This window comes from Streptomyces sp. R-74717 (assembly GCF_047305335.1).
GTDB lineage: Bacteria > Actinomycetota > Actinomycetes > Streptomycetales > Streptomycetaceae > Streptomyces > Streptomyces atratus.
Genome location: NZ_CP102361.1, coordinates 1,797,843 through 1,816,749 on the forward strand (window position 1 = coordinate 1,797,843; position 18,907 = coordinate 1,816,749).

Annotated in this window: 9 protein-coding genes and 1 pseudogene; 7 read left to right on the plus strand and 3 right to left on the minus strand. The window is 70.7% G+C overall.

Annotated features, from left to right (window positions below):
• Positions 1-31 precede the first annotated feature (31 nt).
• A complete protein-coding gene (locus tag NRF20_RS08080; protein WP_413752298.1) occupies positions 32-1,861 on the plus strand; it encodes a hypothetical protein in 1,830 nt (609 codons plus the stop codon).
• Here the strand turns inward: NRF20_RS08080 and NRF20_RS08085 are convergent.
• Positions 1,851-3,983, minus strand: coding sequence for a tetratricopeptide repeat protein (locus NRF20_RS08085; RefSeq protein ID WP_413752299.1), 2,133 nt, complete (start codon positions 3,981-3,983; stop codon positions 1,851-1,853). The two genes, NRF20_RS08080 and NRF20_RS08085, sit on opposite strands and share 11 nt — an antisense overlap.
• Positions 3,984-4,139: 156 nt before the next feature.
• Positions 4,140-4,961, minus strand: coding sequence for a maleylpyruvate isomerase family mycothiol-dependent enzyme (locus NRF20_RS08090; RefSeq protein ID WP_413752300.1), 822 nt, complete (start codon positions 4,959-4,961; stop codon positions 4,140-4,142).
• A 209-nt stretch (positions 4,962-5,170) separates the two neighbouring features.
• Here NRF20_RS08090 and NRF20_RS08095 point away from each other — a divergent pair, with 209 nt between their 5' ends.
• The gene (locus NRF20_RS08095; RefSeq protein WP_398630663.1) at positions 5,171-6,691 is read left to right on the plus strand and encodes a protein kinase domain-containing protein; all 1,521 of its coding nucleotides are present in this window, start codon (positions 5,171-5,173) and stop codon (positions 6,689-6,691) included.
• A gap of 48 nt (positions 6,692-6,739) precedes the next feature.
• A pseudogene (locus NRF20_RS08100) lies at positions 6,740-7,470 on the plus strand (DEAD/DEAH box helicase); the annotation flags it as partial.
• Between the two features lie 457 nt (positions 7,471-7,927).
• On the opposite strand, the gene NRF20_RS08105 reads toward NRF20_RS08100, so the two are convergent.
• The gene (locus NRF20_RS08105) at positions 7,928-9,325 is read right to left on the minus strand and encodes an IS1380 family transposase (protein ID WP_413752301.1); all 1,398 of its coding nucleotides are present in this window, start codon (positions 9,323-9,325) and stop codon (positions 7,928-7,930) included.
• A gap of 230 nt (positions 9,326-9,555) precedes the next feature.
• On the opposite strand from NRF20_RS08105, the gene NRF20_RS08110 reads away from it, so the two are divergent.
• The 4 genes from NRF20_RS08110 to NRF20_RS08125 are packed head-to-tail and all read left to right on the plus strand — an operon-like array spanning position 9,556 to position 18,201.
• Positions 9,556-11,181 carry a TIGR02677 family protein gene (locus NRF20_RS08110; RefSeq protein ID WP_398630662.1) on the plus strand — a complete coding sequence of 542 codons (1,626 nt, stop codon included), beginning with the start codon at positions 9,556-9,558 and terminating at the stop codon, positions 11,179-11,181.
• Positions 11,178-12,404 (plus strand): TIGR02678 family protein, encoded by a 1,227-nt coding sequence (locus tag NRF20_RS08115; RefSeq protein ID WP_398630661.1) that lies wholly within the window; start codon positions 11,178-11,180, stop codon positions 12,402-12,404. The genes NRF20_RS08110 and NRF20_RS08115 overlap by 4 nt, the downstream gene beginning before the upstream one ends.
• Entirely contained in the window at positions 12,401-16,840 is a 4,440-nt protein-coding gene (locus tag NRF20_RS08120) for a TIGR02680 family protein (protein ID WP_398630660.1), read from the plus strand. Before NRF20_RS08115 ends, NRF20_RS08120 begins: the two co-directional genes overlap by 4 nt.
• Positions 16,831-18,201, plus strand: a complete 1,371-nt coding sequence (locus NRF20_RS08125) for a TIGR02679 family protein (RefSeq protein WP_398630659.1) — start codon at positions 16,831-16,833, stop codon at positions 18,199-18,201. Before NRF20_RS08120 ends, NRF20_RS08125 begins: the two co-directional genes overlap by 10 nt.
• The last annotated feature ends 706 nt before the right edge of the window (positions 18,202-18,907 follow it).

Sequence of the window (18,907 nt, forward strand, 5' to 3'; positions counted from 1 at the left end):
GGGTGGGCCGGGGCGGATGAGGGGCGTGCGGATGGAGTACGGGCGGGCCGGGTGGGTGCGGGTGCCGGTGGGGGATGATGCGGCGCGGTGGGCGACCCGGGGGAAGTGTCTGCGGGTCCTCGTCGTCGTGCACAACGTGACCGCCGCGACCCGGCTCCTCGATGTGCTGCCCCTGTTCGACGACGACTGGCGCGTCCAGTTGCTGGTGACCTGTACGGGCTCGTCGGCGTTCGCGGCCGGCACCGCCGAGTTGCTGGCCGACACCGGGGTGCCGGTCCTGCCGTGGGAGCAGGCGGCCGAGGCAGAGGCGGACCTGGTCGTCTCCGCCAGCTTTGGCGGCCAACTGGACGTGCTTTCGGGGAAGTTGGCAATCCTGTCGCACGGTGTTGGATACACTAAGAGGCTGGCAACACCGGACACCGGGTCTGGGGCGGGGGCGGCGGTGCCTGCGCCCGTTTTCGGGCTTGCGCCGGAGTGGCTCCTGTCACAGGGGGCTCCTGTCGCGGACGCGCTCGTCCTTTCCCATCCCGAGCAGTACGAACGGTTGCGTATCGCCTGTCCCGAGGCGGCACCGACAGCCGTACTCGCCGGGGACCCCTGCTTCGACCGCATGCTCGCCGCCCGTCCCTATCGCGAGCGCTTCCGCCGTGCATTGGGTGTGCGACCTGGGCAGCAATTGGTCCTGCTGAATTCGACCTGGAACTCCGAGTCGCTCTTCGGTGACGGCAGGGGCGGCGGTGATGTCGTGGCTGCGCTGCTGGACCGGGTCTCTGCCGAGTTCCCCGTGGACGAGTACCGGTTCGCCGCCGTACTGCACCCGAACATCTGGCACGGTCACGGACCCGGTCAGATCCGCGCCTGGCTCGATCGCGCGCGGCGCGCCGGGCTGGCGCTGATCGATCCGCTGAAGGGGTGGCGGCAGGCTCTGCTGGCCGCCGATGCCGTGATCGGGGACCACGGTTCCGTCACCTACTACGCTGCCGCCCTCGGCACTCCTGTGCTCCTGGGTGCCGCGCCGCTCGACGCCCTCGATCCCGATGCGCCGATCTCCGCCTTCATGCGGGAGGCTCCGCGGCTCGACCCCGACGCGTCGCTGTCGGCGCAGATCGAGAGACTCATCCGCCGTCACCGGCCGCTGTCGGGGCCTGCCGGGTTCACCACCTCCGTGCCGGGTGAATCAGCGGTCCGGTTGCGCAGGCTCTTCTACTCGATGATGGGTGCGCCGGAGCCCGGTTGGCCGGCTTCACTGAAGCCTCTCCCGCTGCCCGACTACGAGGCCGGAACGACCACCGTCCCCCTTCACGTACTGTCGCAGGTCCTCGGGCCCGGAGAGGTTGCGGTCAGTCGCCGGGCGGGCCCGCGGCCGATGGCGGGCCCGGATCACGACGGGGAACTGCATGTCGCCGTGCACGAGGACACCCGTGACGTGGACCAGTTGGATCTGGCAGATGTCATCTTCCGGGACGGGGCACCCGACGACCCGCGCTTCGACTCTCCGTCGGTCTGGACCGCCGAGGTGCTCCGGCGTCATCAGGGCTGTTCCCTTGCGGCCTATGTGACCGGGCCGTCCGCGTGTGTGGTCCGGGTGCGTGGCGAGGAGCCGTTCCGGGTGGTGGCGGCGCCCGGTGCCGATGCGGGAGGCATATCCGGTCCGGACCCCGCCGCGTACGCCTCTGCCCTGTACGCCTGGCTGGCCACCGGAAGCCCCGACGCGGCCGCAGCCGACAAGCGCCTCATGCAAGCCATGGCTGACGGGCTCTCCGTGCGGACAGGTACTCGGCTTCACCGCGTGCGGGTTGTTCCTCTGACACCCCTCGGAATGACGGGGATGTCAGAGGCGGAAAGAGGGCTTACGGGGTGACGCAGCGTTCTCTCATGCGTCGCAGATGCGACAGGTGGTATTCCGCGCGCTGGCCGTCGAGCGTTGTGATCGACTCGTCGATCAGCGGCAGTGCGGCTTCGGTGTCCTCTTCGTCCAACCAGGTCTCGGCCAGATCGGTGAGCGTCCGGGCCGTGTTGTACGTATCGCCGCTCGCCCGGAAGTGGCGCAGTGCGGTCTCCAGCCTCTCGCGGGCCTCGCCGCGTTGTCCGAGCCCGCGCAGGGCTCGGCCGCGATGGCGTTCCAACAGGGCCTGGGCACGCGGCAGGTCGGTGGTTCCCTCGTCATGGGCGCCCATCGTGTTCAGGATGGCGCCCGCTTCGTCGAAGCACTCGTACGCCTCCTGGTAACGCCACTGACGCAGTCTGAGCAGTCCCAGGAACTCCACGGCCGAGGCGTGGCCTCGCTTGTGGGCGGCCGACTCCTCGGCCCGCGCAGCCGCCAGTGTCTCCGTCTCCGCTTCCTCCCAACGCCCCAACTCGGTCAGCGAGTGCGCCAGTTGGGCGTGGAGTGCTCCGGCATCGAGGCTTCCCGGAAGATGGGCGTCGGCGAGACGCGCTCCGATGCGCAGCGCCGGCAGCAGCATCTCGTGGTGGCCCGCCTTGAGCTGCAGCGGCCACAGCGAACGGCTCAGGCGTACGGCGGTTTCCGGGTCGCCGGACTCCTCGGCGCAGCGAACGGCCTCGACCAGATTGCCCAGCTCCGCGAGCAGCGCGTCGAGGGCGGCGCCCCGGTCCTCGTACCTCTGCCCGATCCGGTCCTCGGCGGGTGCCGGGACGCGCCAGCTCTCCGGGAGTGCCTGGTGAGATGCCGATGTCGCCAGGTCCGCATAGGCGAGCAGCGTCCGGGTGAGAGCTGCGGAGCAGGCCGCGATTCCGTCCTCGCGGATCGCTGTCGCCTCGGCGTGTGCGCGGACCCCGGGGCGGTAGTGGTAGCGGCCGTTGTCGGTTCCGCTCCGGCTGCGTTCCAGGAGCATCCTGTCGGCGAGATCCGCCAGGAGTTCCGCCGTGACTGCCGGGTCCTGGCCGGTGGCCCGTCCGGCCGTCGCGGCGTCGAAAGCGGGCCAGCTGCGCAGCGACATCAGCCGGTACAGCTTGGCGGATTCCGGCGTCAGGAGCTGGTAGTTGTCCTCCGCCGCCCCTTGTACCGGATCGCTGTCCGGTACGGCCTGACGCGGCGGAAGCGTGGGGGCACAGAGCCGGTCCGCTGCGGCGCGCAGGGCGTACGGCGATCCGCCGCATCGTGCGAGCAGCGAAGGCAGCGTGGCGCGGGCCGCGGCGACGGTGGATTTGTCGGTGATATCGGTGAGCAGGCGCACGGCGTCCTTGTCCGTGAGCGGACCGACGGGAACCCTTACGGCGTCGAGGCCGGGGAACGGGGTCCGGGCGACGACGATCGTGAACACCCCGGGCGCCGACGTGAGGAACGGTCTGACCTGCGCTGCGGAGTGCGCGTGATCGAGCACGACCAGGAGTTTGCGGTCCGCTGCGCAATGGCGGAAGAACTCACCGAGCCGGTCGGTGGCGGTCGGCATCTCTTCGTCCCGCACGCCCAGTTGGCGAAGCAGTGTGCGCAGTACGGTTCCGACGTCGCGTGCGCTCCCGGCGCCCCCGCCGCCGAGGTCGGCATAGATCTGGCCGTCCGGGTAGAGCCGGGTCGGCCGGGATCCGAAGTGCACGGCGAGCGCGCTGGAACCCATGCCGTTCGGGCCGTGCACCAGGGCGAGCCGGGGCCTTCCGTCCGCGCGGCGGGTTGCCTCTCGCTGGAGTTGCTTCATCGCTTCCTTGCGGTCCGTGAAGAACCTTATGGAGGCGGGGAGGTGAGACTGCGCGGCTCGGGCCGGATTCGGTCCTCCGTGCACTCTGGACGCGAACGCGCTCCAGGAGGCAGCGAGTTGTGGGTTCGTACGGATCTGCTCGTAGACCATGCGGGCCACGTCGTCCCGTTCCTCCGGGGCGACGGGCGCGGGGACCTCCCGCCCGACGATCTTCCGTACGACGCCGCCGGTCGACTCCCAGGCCCACTTGCCTGCCTCGTTGGCCATCCCCGAGCCAACTGCGCCGAGTACCGCCGAAATAGCCGCCACCGAAGTGGGATCGAGCATGTCGCGCACTCCTCGTTCCCGGTGTTCCGCGCGGTGCGCCCTCCCCGGCACCGCCGCTGCCACCGTACGGATCAACGTTAGCGTCAGACGGGTCGCCATCCCTTGGACGTGGCAATGATGACCGTCCTGGCTCGACGCCGGAAATCCGCCCGCCCCTCAGGGTGCCTTGAACAGCTCCGGGAAGCGGGGAGCGAGCCAGGGTTTGCGACCCCAGGCGAGGACACGGCCGCGGGCCATGGCTCCCCATGGGTTGCACCGGCCGAGCGCCATGAGGAGGAAGGTGACCGGCTCGATGAGGATGGTGCAGTCCGGGCGGGTGGGCGGCTGCGGGGTGACGGATACGACGCCGTCGGTGAAGGTGACGCCGAAGCGGGCGCCGCCCCACAGTCGGATCGTGTAGCGGGCGGTCAGCCGGGCGATCGCAGCGGCATCGGTCACCCGGGGCATCGCCGTGATCAGGAAGGGCAACGACAGCTCGACGCGGGTGCGGTCGAGCATGTGCGGGCGGCCCAGCGCACGGGCGAGGTCGTAACCATGGCCGAGCATGTGTGTCAGCAGGTACGAGCCCAGCACCGCCTTGGCCATCGGGCCCAACGGGGTGACCACGTTCGCGTCCGTGGTGCACCGGTCCACCGCCGTGAGGTATGCGTCCGCGTGCGTCACGATCATCTCGGCCAGCGGATCGGCGTCCCGCTCCCCGAAGCCGGCGAGCGCGCGCTCATTGGCGTCGGCCAGACTCTGCGGCGTTCCGTCGCCGTAGCTGCGTTCCTGCCCGGCCGCGATGTCGGCCATCAGCTCATTGGCCTGCGCCAGATGCGCTGCCGCCTGCCCGAGGGTCCACTCCGAGCCGGGCACCGGAACACCTGTGTCGGCAACCCCGCGCAGCACCGCGGCGATCTCCTCGGCGGTGGCGCGTATCGCCTCGCCGAGCCCTTCGGGCAGCGTGCCTCGTACATCGTGTCCGGTCACTGATTCCACGTTTCTCCCCGCCTCGACCGCGTCTGTGTGCCGGATGCGCGCAGCCCGGCCGCGGACCTCGTCACGGATCACCCACGGGGCCCGCGGCGCTGCTGGAGCCGTTGACGGCGTTCGGCGCAGATGAGGCGCGGGCTCCCGGGGTGACGGTACCCGGAAGGTACGTATGTAGACACCCGTCATCTGCACCTGCCACAGGGCACCTGGCTCCTTTGCGCACCTCCAGCGGTTGCGCCCATATACTCGTTGGCCAGTCGGCCCGTTCGTCGCCGCCCGGTGACTCGTGGCTGGGCCACCGGGGGGAGAACGAAGTGGCGGGGGCGACCGGACCGATCCGGACAGGCGTGGCACTGGCGGGCGGGCGTTACCGCATCGAGGAGCAGGTCGGCCAGGGCGGGATGGCCGCCGTGTACAAGGCGCACGACACAGCGCTGAACCGAACGGTCGCCGTCAAGACCATGCTGGCCACCTTGGCCCACGACGAGCAGTACCGTGCACGGTTCCGGCGTGAGGCCCAGTCGGTGGCCAGGCTCAGTCACCCCTGCGTGGTCGCGGTGCACGACACGGGTGAGGAGCAGTTCGAAGACGGACAGCTGATTCCCTACCTCGTCATGGAGTTCGTGCGAGGCGCCACGCTGAGCGCGTTACTCGCAGAGTCCGCGGGATCCGGTCGTGGCATACCACTCGACACCGCCCTCCATCTGACCACGGAGGTACTCTCCGCATTGGCGGCCAGTCACGCAGCGGGAATTGTGCACCGCGATATCAAGCCCTCCAACGTCGTCGTAGCCGACGACGGAGCGGTCAAGGTGATGGATTTCGGCATCGCTCGCACACTGGACGTGTCGGGATCAGAGGCGGGGAGGACCGTCCTGACCGCCACTGGTAGCGCGATCGGGACTCCCCATTACATGTCCCCCGAGCAGTTCGAAGGCCGCCGGGCGGTCGACGGCCGATCCGATCTGTACGCGGTGGGCGTCATGTTGTTCCAGCTGATCAGCGGGCAGTTGCCCTTCGACGGCGACTCGTACATCTCGATCGGGTACCTGCACGCCACCACGGCGGCGCCAACGCTGGCATCCATGGGTATCCGGGTACCGGAGCCGGTTGAGGCGCTGGTGGCCCGCGCGTTGGAGAAGAGCCCCGAAGACCGGTTCCAGGACGCACACGTGATGCGCGCGCAGACCGAGTACGTTGGCGAGCAGCTCAGCAACGCGGTGACGCAGCCGGGCACCGTCCGATCCGTGCCGGCCCCGGCGCCCACGGCTGTGGTCACGTCGATGGACCCTTTTCCGCAGCCACTGGTCGAGCCGGCCCAGCCTCGGACCGCGGACGCGTATGCGGCCCACGACGGTGACCTCGTATCGGGGCCGACCACGGCGCCCGTTCCGCCAGTCGTGGGGTGGAACCACAGCGTCGGCGTGGCTCCCGACCAGGCGCAGAAGCAGGCGGAGAACAAAAAGTCGGCACAACATCTGCGCTGGGCCTACATCCTGCTTGTCCCGGCCTTTCTGCTCCAGGCCGTCCCGGCCTTCCTCGCGTTCCTTCCGCTGATTTTCGCCGTGTCCGGGATCTGGCTCACGGCCACGGGCGGCTCGTCTCGTCCCGGGCAACAGCGCAGCGTCTCGCTCGCCGTTTTTCAGGCGACGGCGCTCGCGCCTCTTTTGGGACACGTCCTGCTTGCCATAGCGGCCCTCGTCCGTTTGGCCCCGGCGGTATCCGGAGCCGGCTAGCCCGACGGGCCGACCCTGCGCAGAAGTGCGACCACGAAAGGCGCCGTCGTGAAGCCCACCCTGGCCGCCGCGCAGTTGCGCGGCAGTCCGACCCAATACCTCACGACGACGTATGCGTTGGCCGACGAGGACACCAGGCTGGCGCTGGAGCGGTTTCTCGATGACCCGGAGGCGGGGATCTTCCGGGGCCGTTCCTCCGGATCCGTACGACGTTCCATATGGCGGACGACGGATGGCAGTCGGCGCTGGAGTGGGAGCCCGGGTTCCCGCCGTACCGGCATCAGGCGAAGGCGTGGGAGCGGCTGAGCACGCTGCGCGGGGCGGCCGAGCCGACGCTGGTGACGACGGGGACGGGGTCGGGCAAGACCGAGTCGTTCCTGGTGCCCGTACTGGACCACTGCCGTCGGCAGAAGGCGCTGGGGCGCCAGGGCGTGAAGGCCGTGCTGCTGTATCCGATGAATGCGCTGGCGACGGATCAGGCCGGACGTATCGGTGAGTATCTGGCGCAGCCGGAGCTGGCGCAGGTCACGGCGGGGCTCTGTATCGGGGACCGGCCGGACACCGACTTCCGGCGGGTGATGACGCGGCACGAGGAGATGCGCAGGACGCCGCCGGATGTGCTGATCATCAACTACAAGATGCTGGATCTGCTGCTGCAGCGTGCCGAGGACCGGCCGTTGTGGGAGGGCGCCGATCTCACGTATGTGGTGCTCGACGAGTTCCATACGTACGACGGGGCGCAGGGCACGGATGTGGCGATGCTGCTGCGCCGGCTCGTACGCCGCGACCGGCTGCCGCCTCGGACATTCACAGGGGCTGCGGCCCCTGTGGGACAAGGAACGGACGGCGCGGATCTTCCGGCGGTGTACGGCGGGTTGCCAAGGTGTGTTCCGGGAGCGGGAGGTACGGGGACAGGGTGGCGTACACCTCGGCCGCCGAAGCGGGGCGGTCTTCGGACGCTTGGCCAGCAGAGCCGACACCAGGTCCTGGAGCGGCCGGTCCACGTCCACACCGACATCCGCGATCGGCGGCGGCGCCCGATCGCTCCCTTCGTCCGGCCACCGCACGGGCCGTAAGCCTGAATCCACCGCCTTGGATTGAAAAGGATCTTCTAACGGTTTTCTGAGCTGGTGCCGGGTCGGTGCTCGGTTTGGGGCAGGTGGTATCTGCTGGTCTGCCCAGCTTTTCCACGGGTTCGGTTCCGGTCGGGCCTTGAGGGCGGGGTGGACAGGGGTGTCAGATCAGTCCCGGTGGGCCGTGCGTGATGGCGAACATATGCGTCCAGGCTTGCTGCCAGGGCCAGTTGTGGGGCAGGTGCAGGGTGATGCGCCGTGCAGAGCGGGCGATCCGGGCCGGGACGTGGACCAGGTGGGCCCGGAGTGTGGCGGTGGTTGCCTTCGCGTGGAAGGCCGAGGCGTGTGCTCCGACGGCCCGCAGCAGGTTGTAGGCCATCGCCCACAGCGTGAGCCAGGCCGAGTTGGCGTGGAAGTGCCCGGAGGGCAGGTGGACCAGAGCGCCGGCTTTGCTGTCCGCGATGACCTGTTCCACCACCGCGTGGTGGCGGTGTTCCCGTTCGGCCTGGAGTGTCCCGGCGGGGTTGTCGGTGAAGAAGGGGTGGTAGCGCCAGACGGGAAACAGCTCGCCCTGTTCTCCCACGACGGCGGGTTTGGCCAGGTCACGGACCCGGCGCACGATCAGCCGGGCCGTGACGCGCTCACTCTTCTTGCGGCTGGCGAACGCGGTGTATGCGGGGATCTCGGCGACCTCGGCGTCCGAGATGAGATCACCGGTGTCTGGATCTTCCACCGCGTTCGGGTAACTGATCTTCTGCCAGGCATCGTTGGGGATGCTGAGGACGGCCCGTTTGATGGACGGGTTCATGCCAGTGGTGATGGAGAAGCGGGCTCCGGCCCGGCGGCAGGCTGCGATCACACCGGCGTTGTAGAACTGGGAGTCCGCCCGCAGGATCCGCATGCCGGTGCAGCCCGCCTCGACGGCGGTGGCCAGGGCCTCGCTCACGAGTTTCGGGGCGCCGCGGGCGTCTGCTGCCTTGCCGCGGCGCATCCGGACCGCGGCGGTCACCGGCCGGGAGTGCGGGGTGCAGATCGTGGCGAGCAGCGGGTGCAGGGTGCGTATCCCTTTGAACCGGCCGTACTCCGCGCCCTGCTTGGTGCGGCCGTAGACGCGCTTGTGGGTGGAGTCGACATCGATGAACGCCGTCACACCGGCGCCCGGCAGCAGCGGCGTGTGTGCGGCCAGCGCGCCGAGGAACCTGCGGTGCACGGCGTGGAGTTGGAGCGCATGGCCGTGGGTGAACGCGCGCAGGAACGTGCCCAGCGTGGACGGGGCACGGATACCGTCGAACACGGCCGGCATCGCACCGTGCCGCAGCAGGTGAAGGTCGTCGATGCTGTCCGCGCCTGCGGCCATACCGCCCACGATGCTGGTGACCTTGGCGTCCGCCGCCGCACCCGCGCCGTTGCCCGCCCCGGTCAGCTTCACCTTCTGCGCCGTCAGGCGCGAAAGACCGCACCGCTCGGCCAGCCGCATCACCGGGACCAGCCCCGCATACGCGATCAGATTCCGGTCATCGAACGCAGCAGAGACCGCCGCCGGGGTGTGGGAAACTTTCATCTACGAGGTGCCTTGCTGATAGTGCGTGATGGTGGTGTGGTAACTCCCATCTTCGCAGGTCAGCAGGCACCTCTCTTCATTTCTCTATCTACCAGGACCCGGGACAGCCGGTGGATTCAGGGTAAGACATGCCTCCCGCCCTGCTGCGAGTCGCCACCCCACCATCACCCTCCGCTCATACGTGGCCATAGGAGACGGTCCCGTCGGTTCATAGGCCAGAATGAGTGGTAATGACAGCGACACCACCGGCCCCCGATCAGAACGGCACTCCCCCGGGTCCCAGCCGTTACAGCGCCTTCGCTCACCTCACCGCCCCGAACTCGGCTCTCTACCGGCAGGTGATGGCGGCATTCCTCGCCGCGAAGGAGCGGTTTGCGGTGCATCTGCGTCCCGAAGACGTGTACGCCGCTCTGCCGTCCGAGCATCGGCCGCCGGAGACCGAGACCGTGGTGAAGGCCCTGGACAAGCTGGTGGAATGGGAAAATCTGCGGGCCGATCCGGACACCGCGCGGGTGACCGCTGTCGAGGACTTCTACCGCAAGCGGTTCATCTACCAGCTCACCGCGTCCGGCGAGGCGGCCGAGACGGCGCTCGCCGCCTACGACGAATCGCTGGGACGACCTGGGGCTCTGCAGGCGGTCGCCCTGCGTGACATCATCACGCAGCTGCGCGCCCTGCTCGTCCTCGCAGCGGACGACGCGCCGGACCCGGCCAAGACACATCTCGCACTGTTCACGTTGACCAGCCGCTTTGCGGCACTCGCGGACAACGCGCGGGCATTCATGGGCTCCTTGCAGCGCACCATCGACCTGCACGACGTCGAAGTCGAGACGTTCCTCGCGTACAAGGACCAGTTGATCCAGTATCTGGAACGCTTCATCCAGGACCTGATCACGCTCGGCGCGCGCATCGCCCGGCTCGTCCTGGAGTTGGAGCACCGGGTCGAACCGCTGCTGCGGCTGGCCGCCGCCCGAGAGGCCGCCGATGCTTCGCCCGGAGAAACGGAGCAGGCCGAAGCCCGAGCGTTCGGGCAGTGGGAGAGCCGCTGGTCCGGACTCGCCTCCTGGTTCCTGTCCCGGGACGGCCGCGAGTCGCAGGCCCGGCTGCTGCGCGGCCGGGCACTTGGCGCGATTCCGCAACTGCTGGCCGTGGTCCGCTCGCTGACCGAACGCCGGGCCGGGCGCTCGGACCGGTCCGCGGACTTCCGGACTCTGGCCCGCTGGTTCGCCGAAGCGCCCGACGACGAGACACGGCACCGGTTGTGGCGTGTGGCCTTCGGCCTCTATCCCGCCCGTCATCTCAGCATCGACGCGGACTCCCTCGCCTCGCGCCAGGCATCCCCGACTCCGGCCTCGACCCCCTGGGCCGAGGCGGAGCCGCTGCGGATCAGTCCGCAGCTTCGGCGCAGCGGCAGTTACGAGAGGCGTGGAAAGGCACGCAAGGTCGAGGACAGGACCGAGGCCCGGGAGTTGCTCGCCGCGCTGGCGAGGAAACAGACCCAGGAGACCGAAACGGCCCGTGCGCTGCTCGCCACCGGAGGTGAAACCCGTCTGTCACGACTCGGTACGCTGGACCCGCTCTCCTTCCGGTTGTTCCTCCAGCTGCTGGGCGATGCTCTTGCCTCGTGGCGGCCGGGCATGACAACGACTGCGGTGACCAGCAACGACGGCTCCATGGAGATCCGGCTCACCGCCCTGGGTGACGGCCGGACGGCCCGTATCGAGACTCCGGACGGGGTCTTCACCGGGCCCGACCACGGCGTCGAGATCACCGATCTGACCATGCCGGTGTCCCGACGGCCGGCGGCCGGCCCGCCGGTAACGGCGGCGGCCACGACACCCCGGGAGGCAGGATGACCACCCCTCTCGCCGAGGTGCTGGAGGGACAGCGTGCCGCCGAGGTGAGGCGGGCGGCGCGCGCCCTCCTGAAGGAGCCGCTGCTGCGGGCCGCCGGTCCGAGTGCCGATGCGTTCCGGCTCGTCCGACAGCACGCCTCCGAACTGCGGGAATGGTTCGACCGCAACACCGGCTGGCGCCTTCAGGTGGATGCGGAGACCGCCCGGCTGTACCGGACACCGGGCACCCTCGACGACGCCTCTCATCCGGCGCGCGAGGCGAGCCGCGCCGCAGTGCCGTTCACCCGCCGCCGCTATGTGCTTCTGTGCCTGGCGCTTGCCTGTCTGGAACGCGGCGAGAATCAGATCGCGCTGGGCCGTCTCGCCGAGCAGGTGGTCCTGGATGCCGCCGATCCGCAACTCGTCGCGGCCGGTGTCGCCTTCACCCTTGAGCGGCGCGACGAGCGTCTGGACCTTGCGGCAGTGGTACGGCTACTGCTCCGGTACGGCGTGCTGCGCCGGGTGGCCGGTGAGGAGGACGCCTATGTGAGCGGGTCCGGCGATGTTCTCTATGACGTGGAGCGCCGGGTACTGGCCGGAATGCTGGCCACCCGTGTGGGGCCGTCGCTCGTGGCCGCCGAGAGTGCCGACGAGCGGCTGGCCGAGCTCACCGCCGAAACGGCACTGGACAGCGACGACCTGCGTTTCCGCGCTTTGCGGCGCTCGCTGACCCGTCGACTGCTGGACGATCCGGTGCTCTACTACGACGAGCTCACGGACACCGAACTGGCCTATCTCACCCGGCAACGCGGCTTTCTGACGGCCCGTATCACGGAAATCACCGGGCTGGTGGCGGAGGTGCGGGCCGAAGGGATCGCCATGGTCGATCCGTACGACGACCTCGCCGACCTCCGGATGCCCGAGCAGGGCACCCGTGGTCACATCACGCTGCTGCTCACCGAGCGTCTGGCAGCCGTCGCGGGCCCGGTGTCACTCGTCGAGCTCCAGCAGTGGGTACGTGAACTTGCCGCGGTGCATGGCGGGTTCTGGTCCAAGGCGGCCCGGGAACCGGGATCCGAACCGGAGTTGGTGGAACAGGCCGTGGAGCGGCTGACCGCCCTGGGGCTCGTGTCCCGTACGGCCGACGGCGTCGCACCGCGCCCGGCACTCGCCCGCTATGCCGTGGGCGAGGCCGTCGTTCTCGACCCCGGTGTGTCCACGACCCGAAAGGCGCCGAAGCGTTGAGCATCCTCCCGGACGACCCCGCGACCGCCCCTCTCGTTCCCGCCCAGCAGGCGGCGGGAAGAGGCGTCCCGACGACGGCCGGAACCGCCCTTCCCGCTCCTGCGCGCAGCCGGTGGCAGCCGCTGCGGATCGGGCTCGTCGACCTCTTCTACTACGACCGCGAGGAGTTCTGGTTCCGTGACGGCCGGCTGCTGTTGCGGGGCAACAACGGAACCGGCAAGTCCAAGGTGCTCGCCCTCACCCTTCCGTTCCTGCTCGACGGCGACCTGTCGGCACGAAGGGTGGAACCGGATGCCGATCCGAGTAAGCGGATGGAGTGGAATCTGCTGCTGGGCGGGGAACATCCGCACCCGGAACGGCTCGGCTACACCTGGGTGGAGTTCGGCCGGCTGGACGAGCGGGGCCAGGCTCATTTCCGTACGCTCATGTGCGGGCTGAAGGCCGTGTCCGGACGCGGTATCGCCCGTCACTGGTTCGCTGTCACCGACCAGCGGATCGGCCCGGAGCTGAGCCTGCTGGACGCAACGGGAACGGCCCTGTCACGGGACCGGCTGGCCGACGCCGTCGCCGGGCGCGGCACGGTGTACGACCAGGCCGGGACATACCGCAGGGCGGTGGACGAAGCGCTGTTCGGGCTGGGCGAGCAGCGGTACGCGGCATTGGTGGACCTGCTCGTCCAGCTGCGTCAGCCACAGTTGTCGAAGCGTCCCAACGAAGCGGCCCTCTCGCGCGCTCTGACGGAGGCCCTGCCTCCGATGGACCAGGCGGTGATCGCCGATGTGGCCGAGGCTTTCCGTTCGTTGGACGAGGAGAAGGAGGAGCTCCGCGCGGCGAGCGAGGCGGAGCGCGCGGCCGCGGCCTTCCTGGAGCACTACCGGCGGTACGCGCGGATCGCCTCGCGGCGTCGTGCGCGTCTGCCGCGTACCGAGCACGCCCGGTACGAGCGGCTCCAGCGTGACCTTTCGGCGGCACAGGCCGAGCGGGGCAAGGCGCTGGAGGAGCGGGCGTCGGCACAGGAGCGCGGTGCGGCGCTGGAAGAAGCCGAGGCCCGGCTGAAGGCCCAGGACGCCGCACTGCGGGCGGGGCCGGAGATGCGTAGTGCGCGCGAGCTGGAACAGGCCGGGAGGGAGGCCCTGCGGACCGGCGACGACCACGACCGCGCCGCGGCGGACCGCGACCTCGCCGTGGCCGCGCACCGGCGGGCTGTGCTCCGGGTCGGCACGGCGCAGAACCGGTTGAGCGCCGCGGACGGACGGCTCGCGTCGGCGCGGCTGCGGGGCCGCCGGGCGGCGCAGACAGCGCGGATCGATCCGGAGCTGCATACCCGGGACGTTCCGGAGCCCGAGCTGCGGCGCTCGGTCGAGGAGGCGTTGGCGCGCCGGCAGCGCACGGTGGATCTGGTGGCGGGCCTGACCGGCCGGGCCGAGCGGGCAGCCGCCGCCCGGCTGGATGCGGCGCGGCGCCTGGACGATGCGGAGGGCGAGGTGGGGCAGGCCGGGGAACTGGCGGCTCAGACGGCCGAAGCGGTGACCGCCGCCGGCGAGGCTCTGCTGGCCCAGGTGCGTGAACACGTGTGCGAATGCCGTCAGTTGCGGTTTCCCGACCCGGTGGGCCTGCTGGACCGGTTGCAGGACTGGCTGTCGCACCTGAACGGGCCGAGCCCGGCACAGGTGGATGCGGCGGACGCCCATCGTGCCGCGTCGGCCGCTCTCGCGGATCTGTCCGCCCGGCTGGTGCAGCAGCAGTCGGCGCTGGCCGCACGCCGGGACGCGGTACAGCGGGAGTTGGCGGCGCTGGAGGCCGGAGGCGGGCGCGGACCGCAGGTCCCGTACACGAGAACGCCGGGGGTCCGGGAGCGGGCCACCGGTGCACCGCTGTGGCGTCTCGTGGACTTCCACGATCACGTACCGCAGGGGGAACGCGCCTTGCTGGAGGCGGCGTTGGAGGCCTCGGGGCTGCTGGATGCCTGGGTGTGCCCGGACGGAAGTGCCGTGTCGGCACTGACCGGTCCGGCAGCGGGGAACCACGATGTCCTGGTCGCTCCGGGGGCGCCGGTGGCCGGCACATCGCTGGCGCAGGCGCTGCGGCCGGCCGTGGATCACGAGGACGAGCGCGCACGGGCCGTGGGCGAGGAGACGGTGGGCCGGCTGCTGGTCTCCGTCGGACTGGGCGCGGAGCGGCCGCTCGGGTACGACGGCGGTACGTGGGTGGCCGTGGACGGCCGCTTCCGGGTGGGCGCGCTGACCGGCAGCTGGTCGAAGGAGGCCGCTGAGTACGTCGGTGAGGGCGCCCGGGAAGCGGCGAGGCGGGTCAGGCTGTCCGCGCTCAGGGACGAACTGACCTCGATCGAAAGGGAGTCGGAGGCACTCGCCGAGGACCGGTCGACTGTTGCGGCGCAGCGAGGGCTGCTCGACGAGGAGCTCGCCGCGCTCCCCGACGACGGCGGGCTCAGGCAGGCACACGCGCGTGCCTTCGCGGCCCGCGAGACCGCCCGTCGGGCCGTCCTGAGGCGGGACGAACGGTCGGCGGATCTGGCGCATGCGGCAGACAGCGACCGTGCGGCCGTCCGTGAACTTGTGGAGACCGCTGCGGATGTCGGTCTCTCCCCGCAGGCGACCGAGCAGCCGACGCCGGCTACGGCCGGGGCCACGGCGGACGGGCCGCCGATGTCCGTGGATCCCGCGTTCGCTCCGGCGGCGATGCGCCGCACGCTGGCCTCCGTACGGGACGGTCTGGCCGATCACCGGCTGGCCCTCGCCGAGGTCTGGCCGGCGCTCCGCGAACGGACCGAGGCCGGGCAGGCCCTTGCGGAGGAGCAGTCGGATGCCGAGGAGACGCAGGCCCGGGTCGCGGAGCTGACGGAACGTACGGAAGCCGCATCCCACGCGGCAGCCGCGGCCGACGAACATCACCGCACTCTGCGCTCCACCGTGGGAGCGGCGGTGGCCGAGCTGGAACAGCGTCTCGCCGACACCGCCGGGGAGCTCGGCCGCTGTGTCCGGCAGCAGAAGGAGTCGGCCGCGGCCCGCGCCGCGGCGGACCGGCGTGCCAGTCACGCCGAGGGACGCATCGAACAGCTGGAGTCCGATCTCGACACCGCTTCCGCCGCGCGGACGGATGCGGTGGAAGCGCTGCGCCGGTTCGCTTCCACGGGACTGATCGGGGTGGCCGTCCCCGAGCTCGTGCTACCGCCGCTGAACGACGGCGCGTGGGCGGTCACTCCGGCCGTCGCGCTCGCCCGTGGCATCGAGGCGGAGTTGTCGGCGGCGGACGATTCGGACGGATCCTGGGAGCGTGTGCAGCGTCGTCTGAGTGAGGAGCTCAAGTCCCTGCAGGACGCACTGTCCCGGCACGGCCATACCGCGTCGGCCCGGATGGTGGAGGACGGGATGGTCGTCGACATCGTCTACCAGGGGCGCGAGCGGGCCGTACCCGAGCTGGCGGAGGCACTCGCCACCGAGGTCGGCGAGTTGCAGCGCATCCTGTCCGCTCATGAGCGGGAGATCCTGGAGACCCATCTGCTCACGGAGGTCGCGGGCACCCTCCAGGAGCTGATCGGCGCGGCCGAGCGTCAGGTGCGGGCGATGAACGCGGAACTGGAGGAGCGGCCCACCTCCACGGGCATGAAGCTGCGCCTGGTGTGGCGGTCGTCCCGCAAGGCGCCGACGGGACTGGCCCGCGCACGCGAGCAGCTGCGGCAGTCCGCCGACGCCTGGTCACCGGAGGATCGCGCGGCGGTCGGCGAGTTCCTGCAGTCGCAGATCACTCTGCGGCAGTCGGCCGACGTATCGGGCAGCCGACTGGAGCAGCTGACCGCGGCGCTGGACTACCGGGCCTGGCACGAGTTCGGGATCGAACGCCATCAGCACGGCCGCTGGGTGTCGGCCACCGGCCCCGCTTCGGGTGGCGAGCGGGTGCTCGCGGTGTCGGTACCGCTGTTCGCCGCGGCCTCCTCCCACTACGCGACGGCCGCCAGTCCGCACGCACCCCGGCTCGTCACCCTGGATGAGGCGTTCGCGGGCGTCGACGACGACTCGCGCGCCAAGTGCCTCGGGCTGCTGCACGCTTTCGACCTGGACGTCGTCATGACGAGCGAACGGGAGTGGGCGTGCTATCCCCAGGTTCCGGGGGTGGCGATCGCTCAGCTGTCCCGTATCGACGAGGTGGCGGCTGTACTGGTGACCCGCTGGGAATGGGACGGGACGGAGCGCGCCCGGGGGTTCGAGCCGGACCGCGGACCGATCAGTACCCGGGCCGAACCGGACACGGCGGCACCGGGGCCCGCGGGCGCGGAAGGAGTGGGCGTCGGAGCCGACCCGGTGTCGGCGGCTCCGGGTCCGCCGGACTCTCCGGCCCGTACGGCGGTCGCGGGCCCGGCCGTCGACGCCGCCTCCGGTGCGCAGAACGCGACTCTCCAGGATTGCGCGTGGCAGTAACTCCTCCGCCCGGCGAGGCGGCGTCACCGGACCCGGGCTGGGCAACACACGCAGGGGACCGGCCCCGGGACGACGGGCGTACGCATCCCGGTCCGGCGCCGATCGACCTCGTGCGCCTGCGCCGCCTGCTCGGCGCACCGGAGCTGGCGTGGCTCGTCGAGCGGATCCGGCGACGGCTCGAACGCGAGGAACCCCTCACCGGCTCGGTGTCCCTCGCCGATCCCGACGCCGCAGGGCGTGGTGCGGTCGAACGGCTGCTGGGCAGGGCGCCTCGTCGCGGTCGGTCCCTCTCCGTACGGCTGGACGCGGTGGACCACGTCCTGCGCCGTTCCGGCATCAGCCCCGACGGTCTCGCGGCGGCCGTACGCGCGCTGACCGGCCCCGTAGTGCCGGTGCGGGCCGAGCGGGACGAGAAGGCGCGGGCCTGGGCCGAGGCGTATGCCCCGCTCGACGCTCTGGTGACGCGCCGCCCCGAGCTGGCGGAGTGGGCTAACCGGATGCGGGGCGAGGGGCTCGTACGACGCCTGGCTCCTGAGCCACGACTGGCCGCGGCCCTGCTCGCCGACACGGCGTCCGCCCTGGACGGCCTGCCCGTCGAACCGGCCATGTCCCTCCCGGCTTTCGCGGCGCGTGCACTGGGCAACGCGCACGCCCTGGACGACGGCACCGCCCTCGCCACGCTCGTACTGTCCGCCCTGCGACGGCTCAGCGGCCGGCCACCGGGCAGCGGTGCGCAGTGGCGACGGGAGACCTGGGCCTCGGCGGGGCTGGTCAGAGACGAGTTGTCGTCGACGGTCCTCGCCCTGAACGTGCGCGGCACACCGGCTCTCGACCTGCACGCCGACGCGGGTGAACCCGTCGTGCTGACGCTGCGCCAGCTCACTCGTCACCCCTCATCGCCGCGCACGCGGCCGACCACCGTAAGGATCTGCGAAAACCCGGCGGTCGTGGCCGCTGCGGCCGACGCCCACGGCACGGGCTGCGCCCCACTGATCTGTCTGCAGGGCCAGCCGTCAGCCGCCGCGCTCGCCCTGCTGGGCACGCTCCACGCACAGGGCTCGACGCTGCTCTACCACGGCGACTTCGACTGGGGTGGACTGCGGATCGCGTCGACGCTGCTGCGGCATGTGGCCTGGCTGCCATGGCGGTACACGGCCACCGAATACCGTACGGCCGTGGGCCGCACCACGCCGCTCGCCCCGCTCACCGGCCGGCCTGTCGACTCCCCGTGGGACCCCGGACTGCGCCCTGCGCTCGTCGAACTGGGGGTACGTGTCGAGGAGGAGTCCGTCCTCGACGATCTCCTCACCGACCTCCTCGACGATCCGTCCACGAGGAACGGCAGGGCGGGCGCTCAGTAGTTCGCCCCGACGGGAGCCGTCGATGGAGACAGCGGGAACTGTGCGTACGCCTCCACGGTCGTCCTCCGAACACATCGCCGGCCCCCGGTCGTGCCCACGGTTTCGGCCGAGGAACGGGCTCGGCGCGCGTACGACGTCATCCCTCCGGGCCATGCCGGCCCATGGGAGGCACGCATCGCGTCCGGGCCGTACCGAGTCCGGGTGTGATACTGGCGGACTCTCCTATTCAGCTGTCGCCAGTTCTCGTGGAGTACAGCCTGCTGGTGACCGTGTGTGCCGCCACACGGCGTTGTACCACTGTTCCTCGTCGGCCAGTCGCAGCGCATGGAGAAGGTTGGCACGCTCGGCGTCCAGCCGGTCCAGGGCACTGGCGCGGTCGGTGAAGAGTGGTGCGCCGAGGGAAAGTTCGGCCGGCGAGCGGACCGGCGGTTCCTGCAGCCGAAGACGAGCACCGAGAATCAGGGCGTCCGCGTGTGCCGCCGCATCGGCGTAGAAGCCGACGACCGCCGCCGGCCATGAGCAACGGTCCGGCCACCACCGCGTTGCCCGAGAGGGTGTTGTGCACGGCCCCCTCGTCCTCCGAGCCGGAGCTGAGCACCCGTACTCCCTCCCCGACCGACCCGGTGTCTGCCCGTCCAGACCCTGGCCCGGTGATCCGCTCCGTGGCGGAACACGGTGTCCGGCACCGTCCGGTGCCACGAGGGGT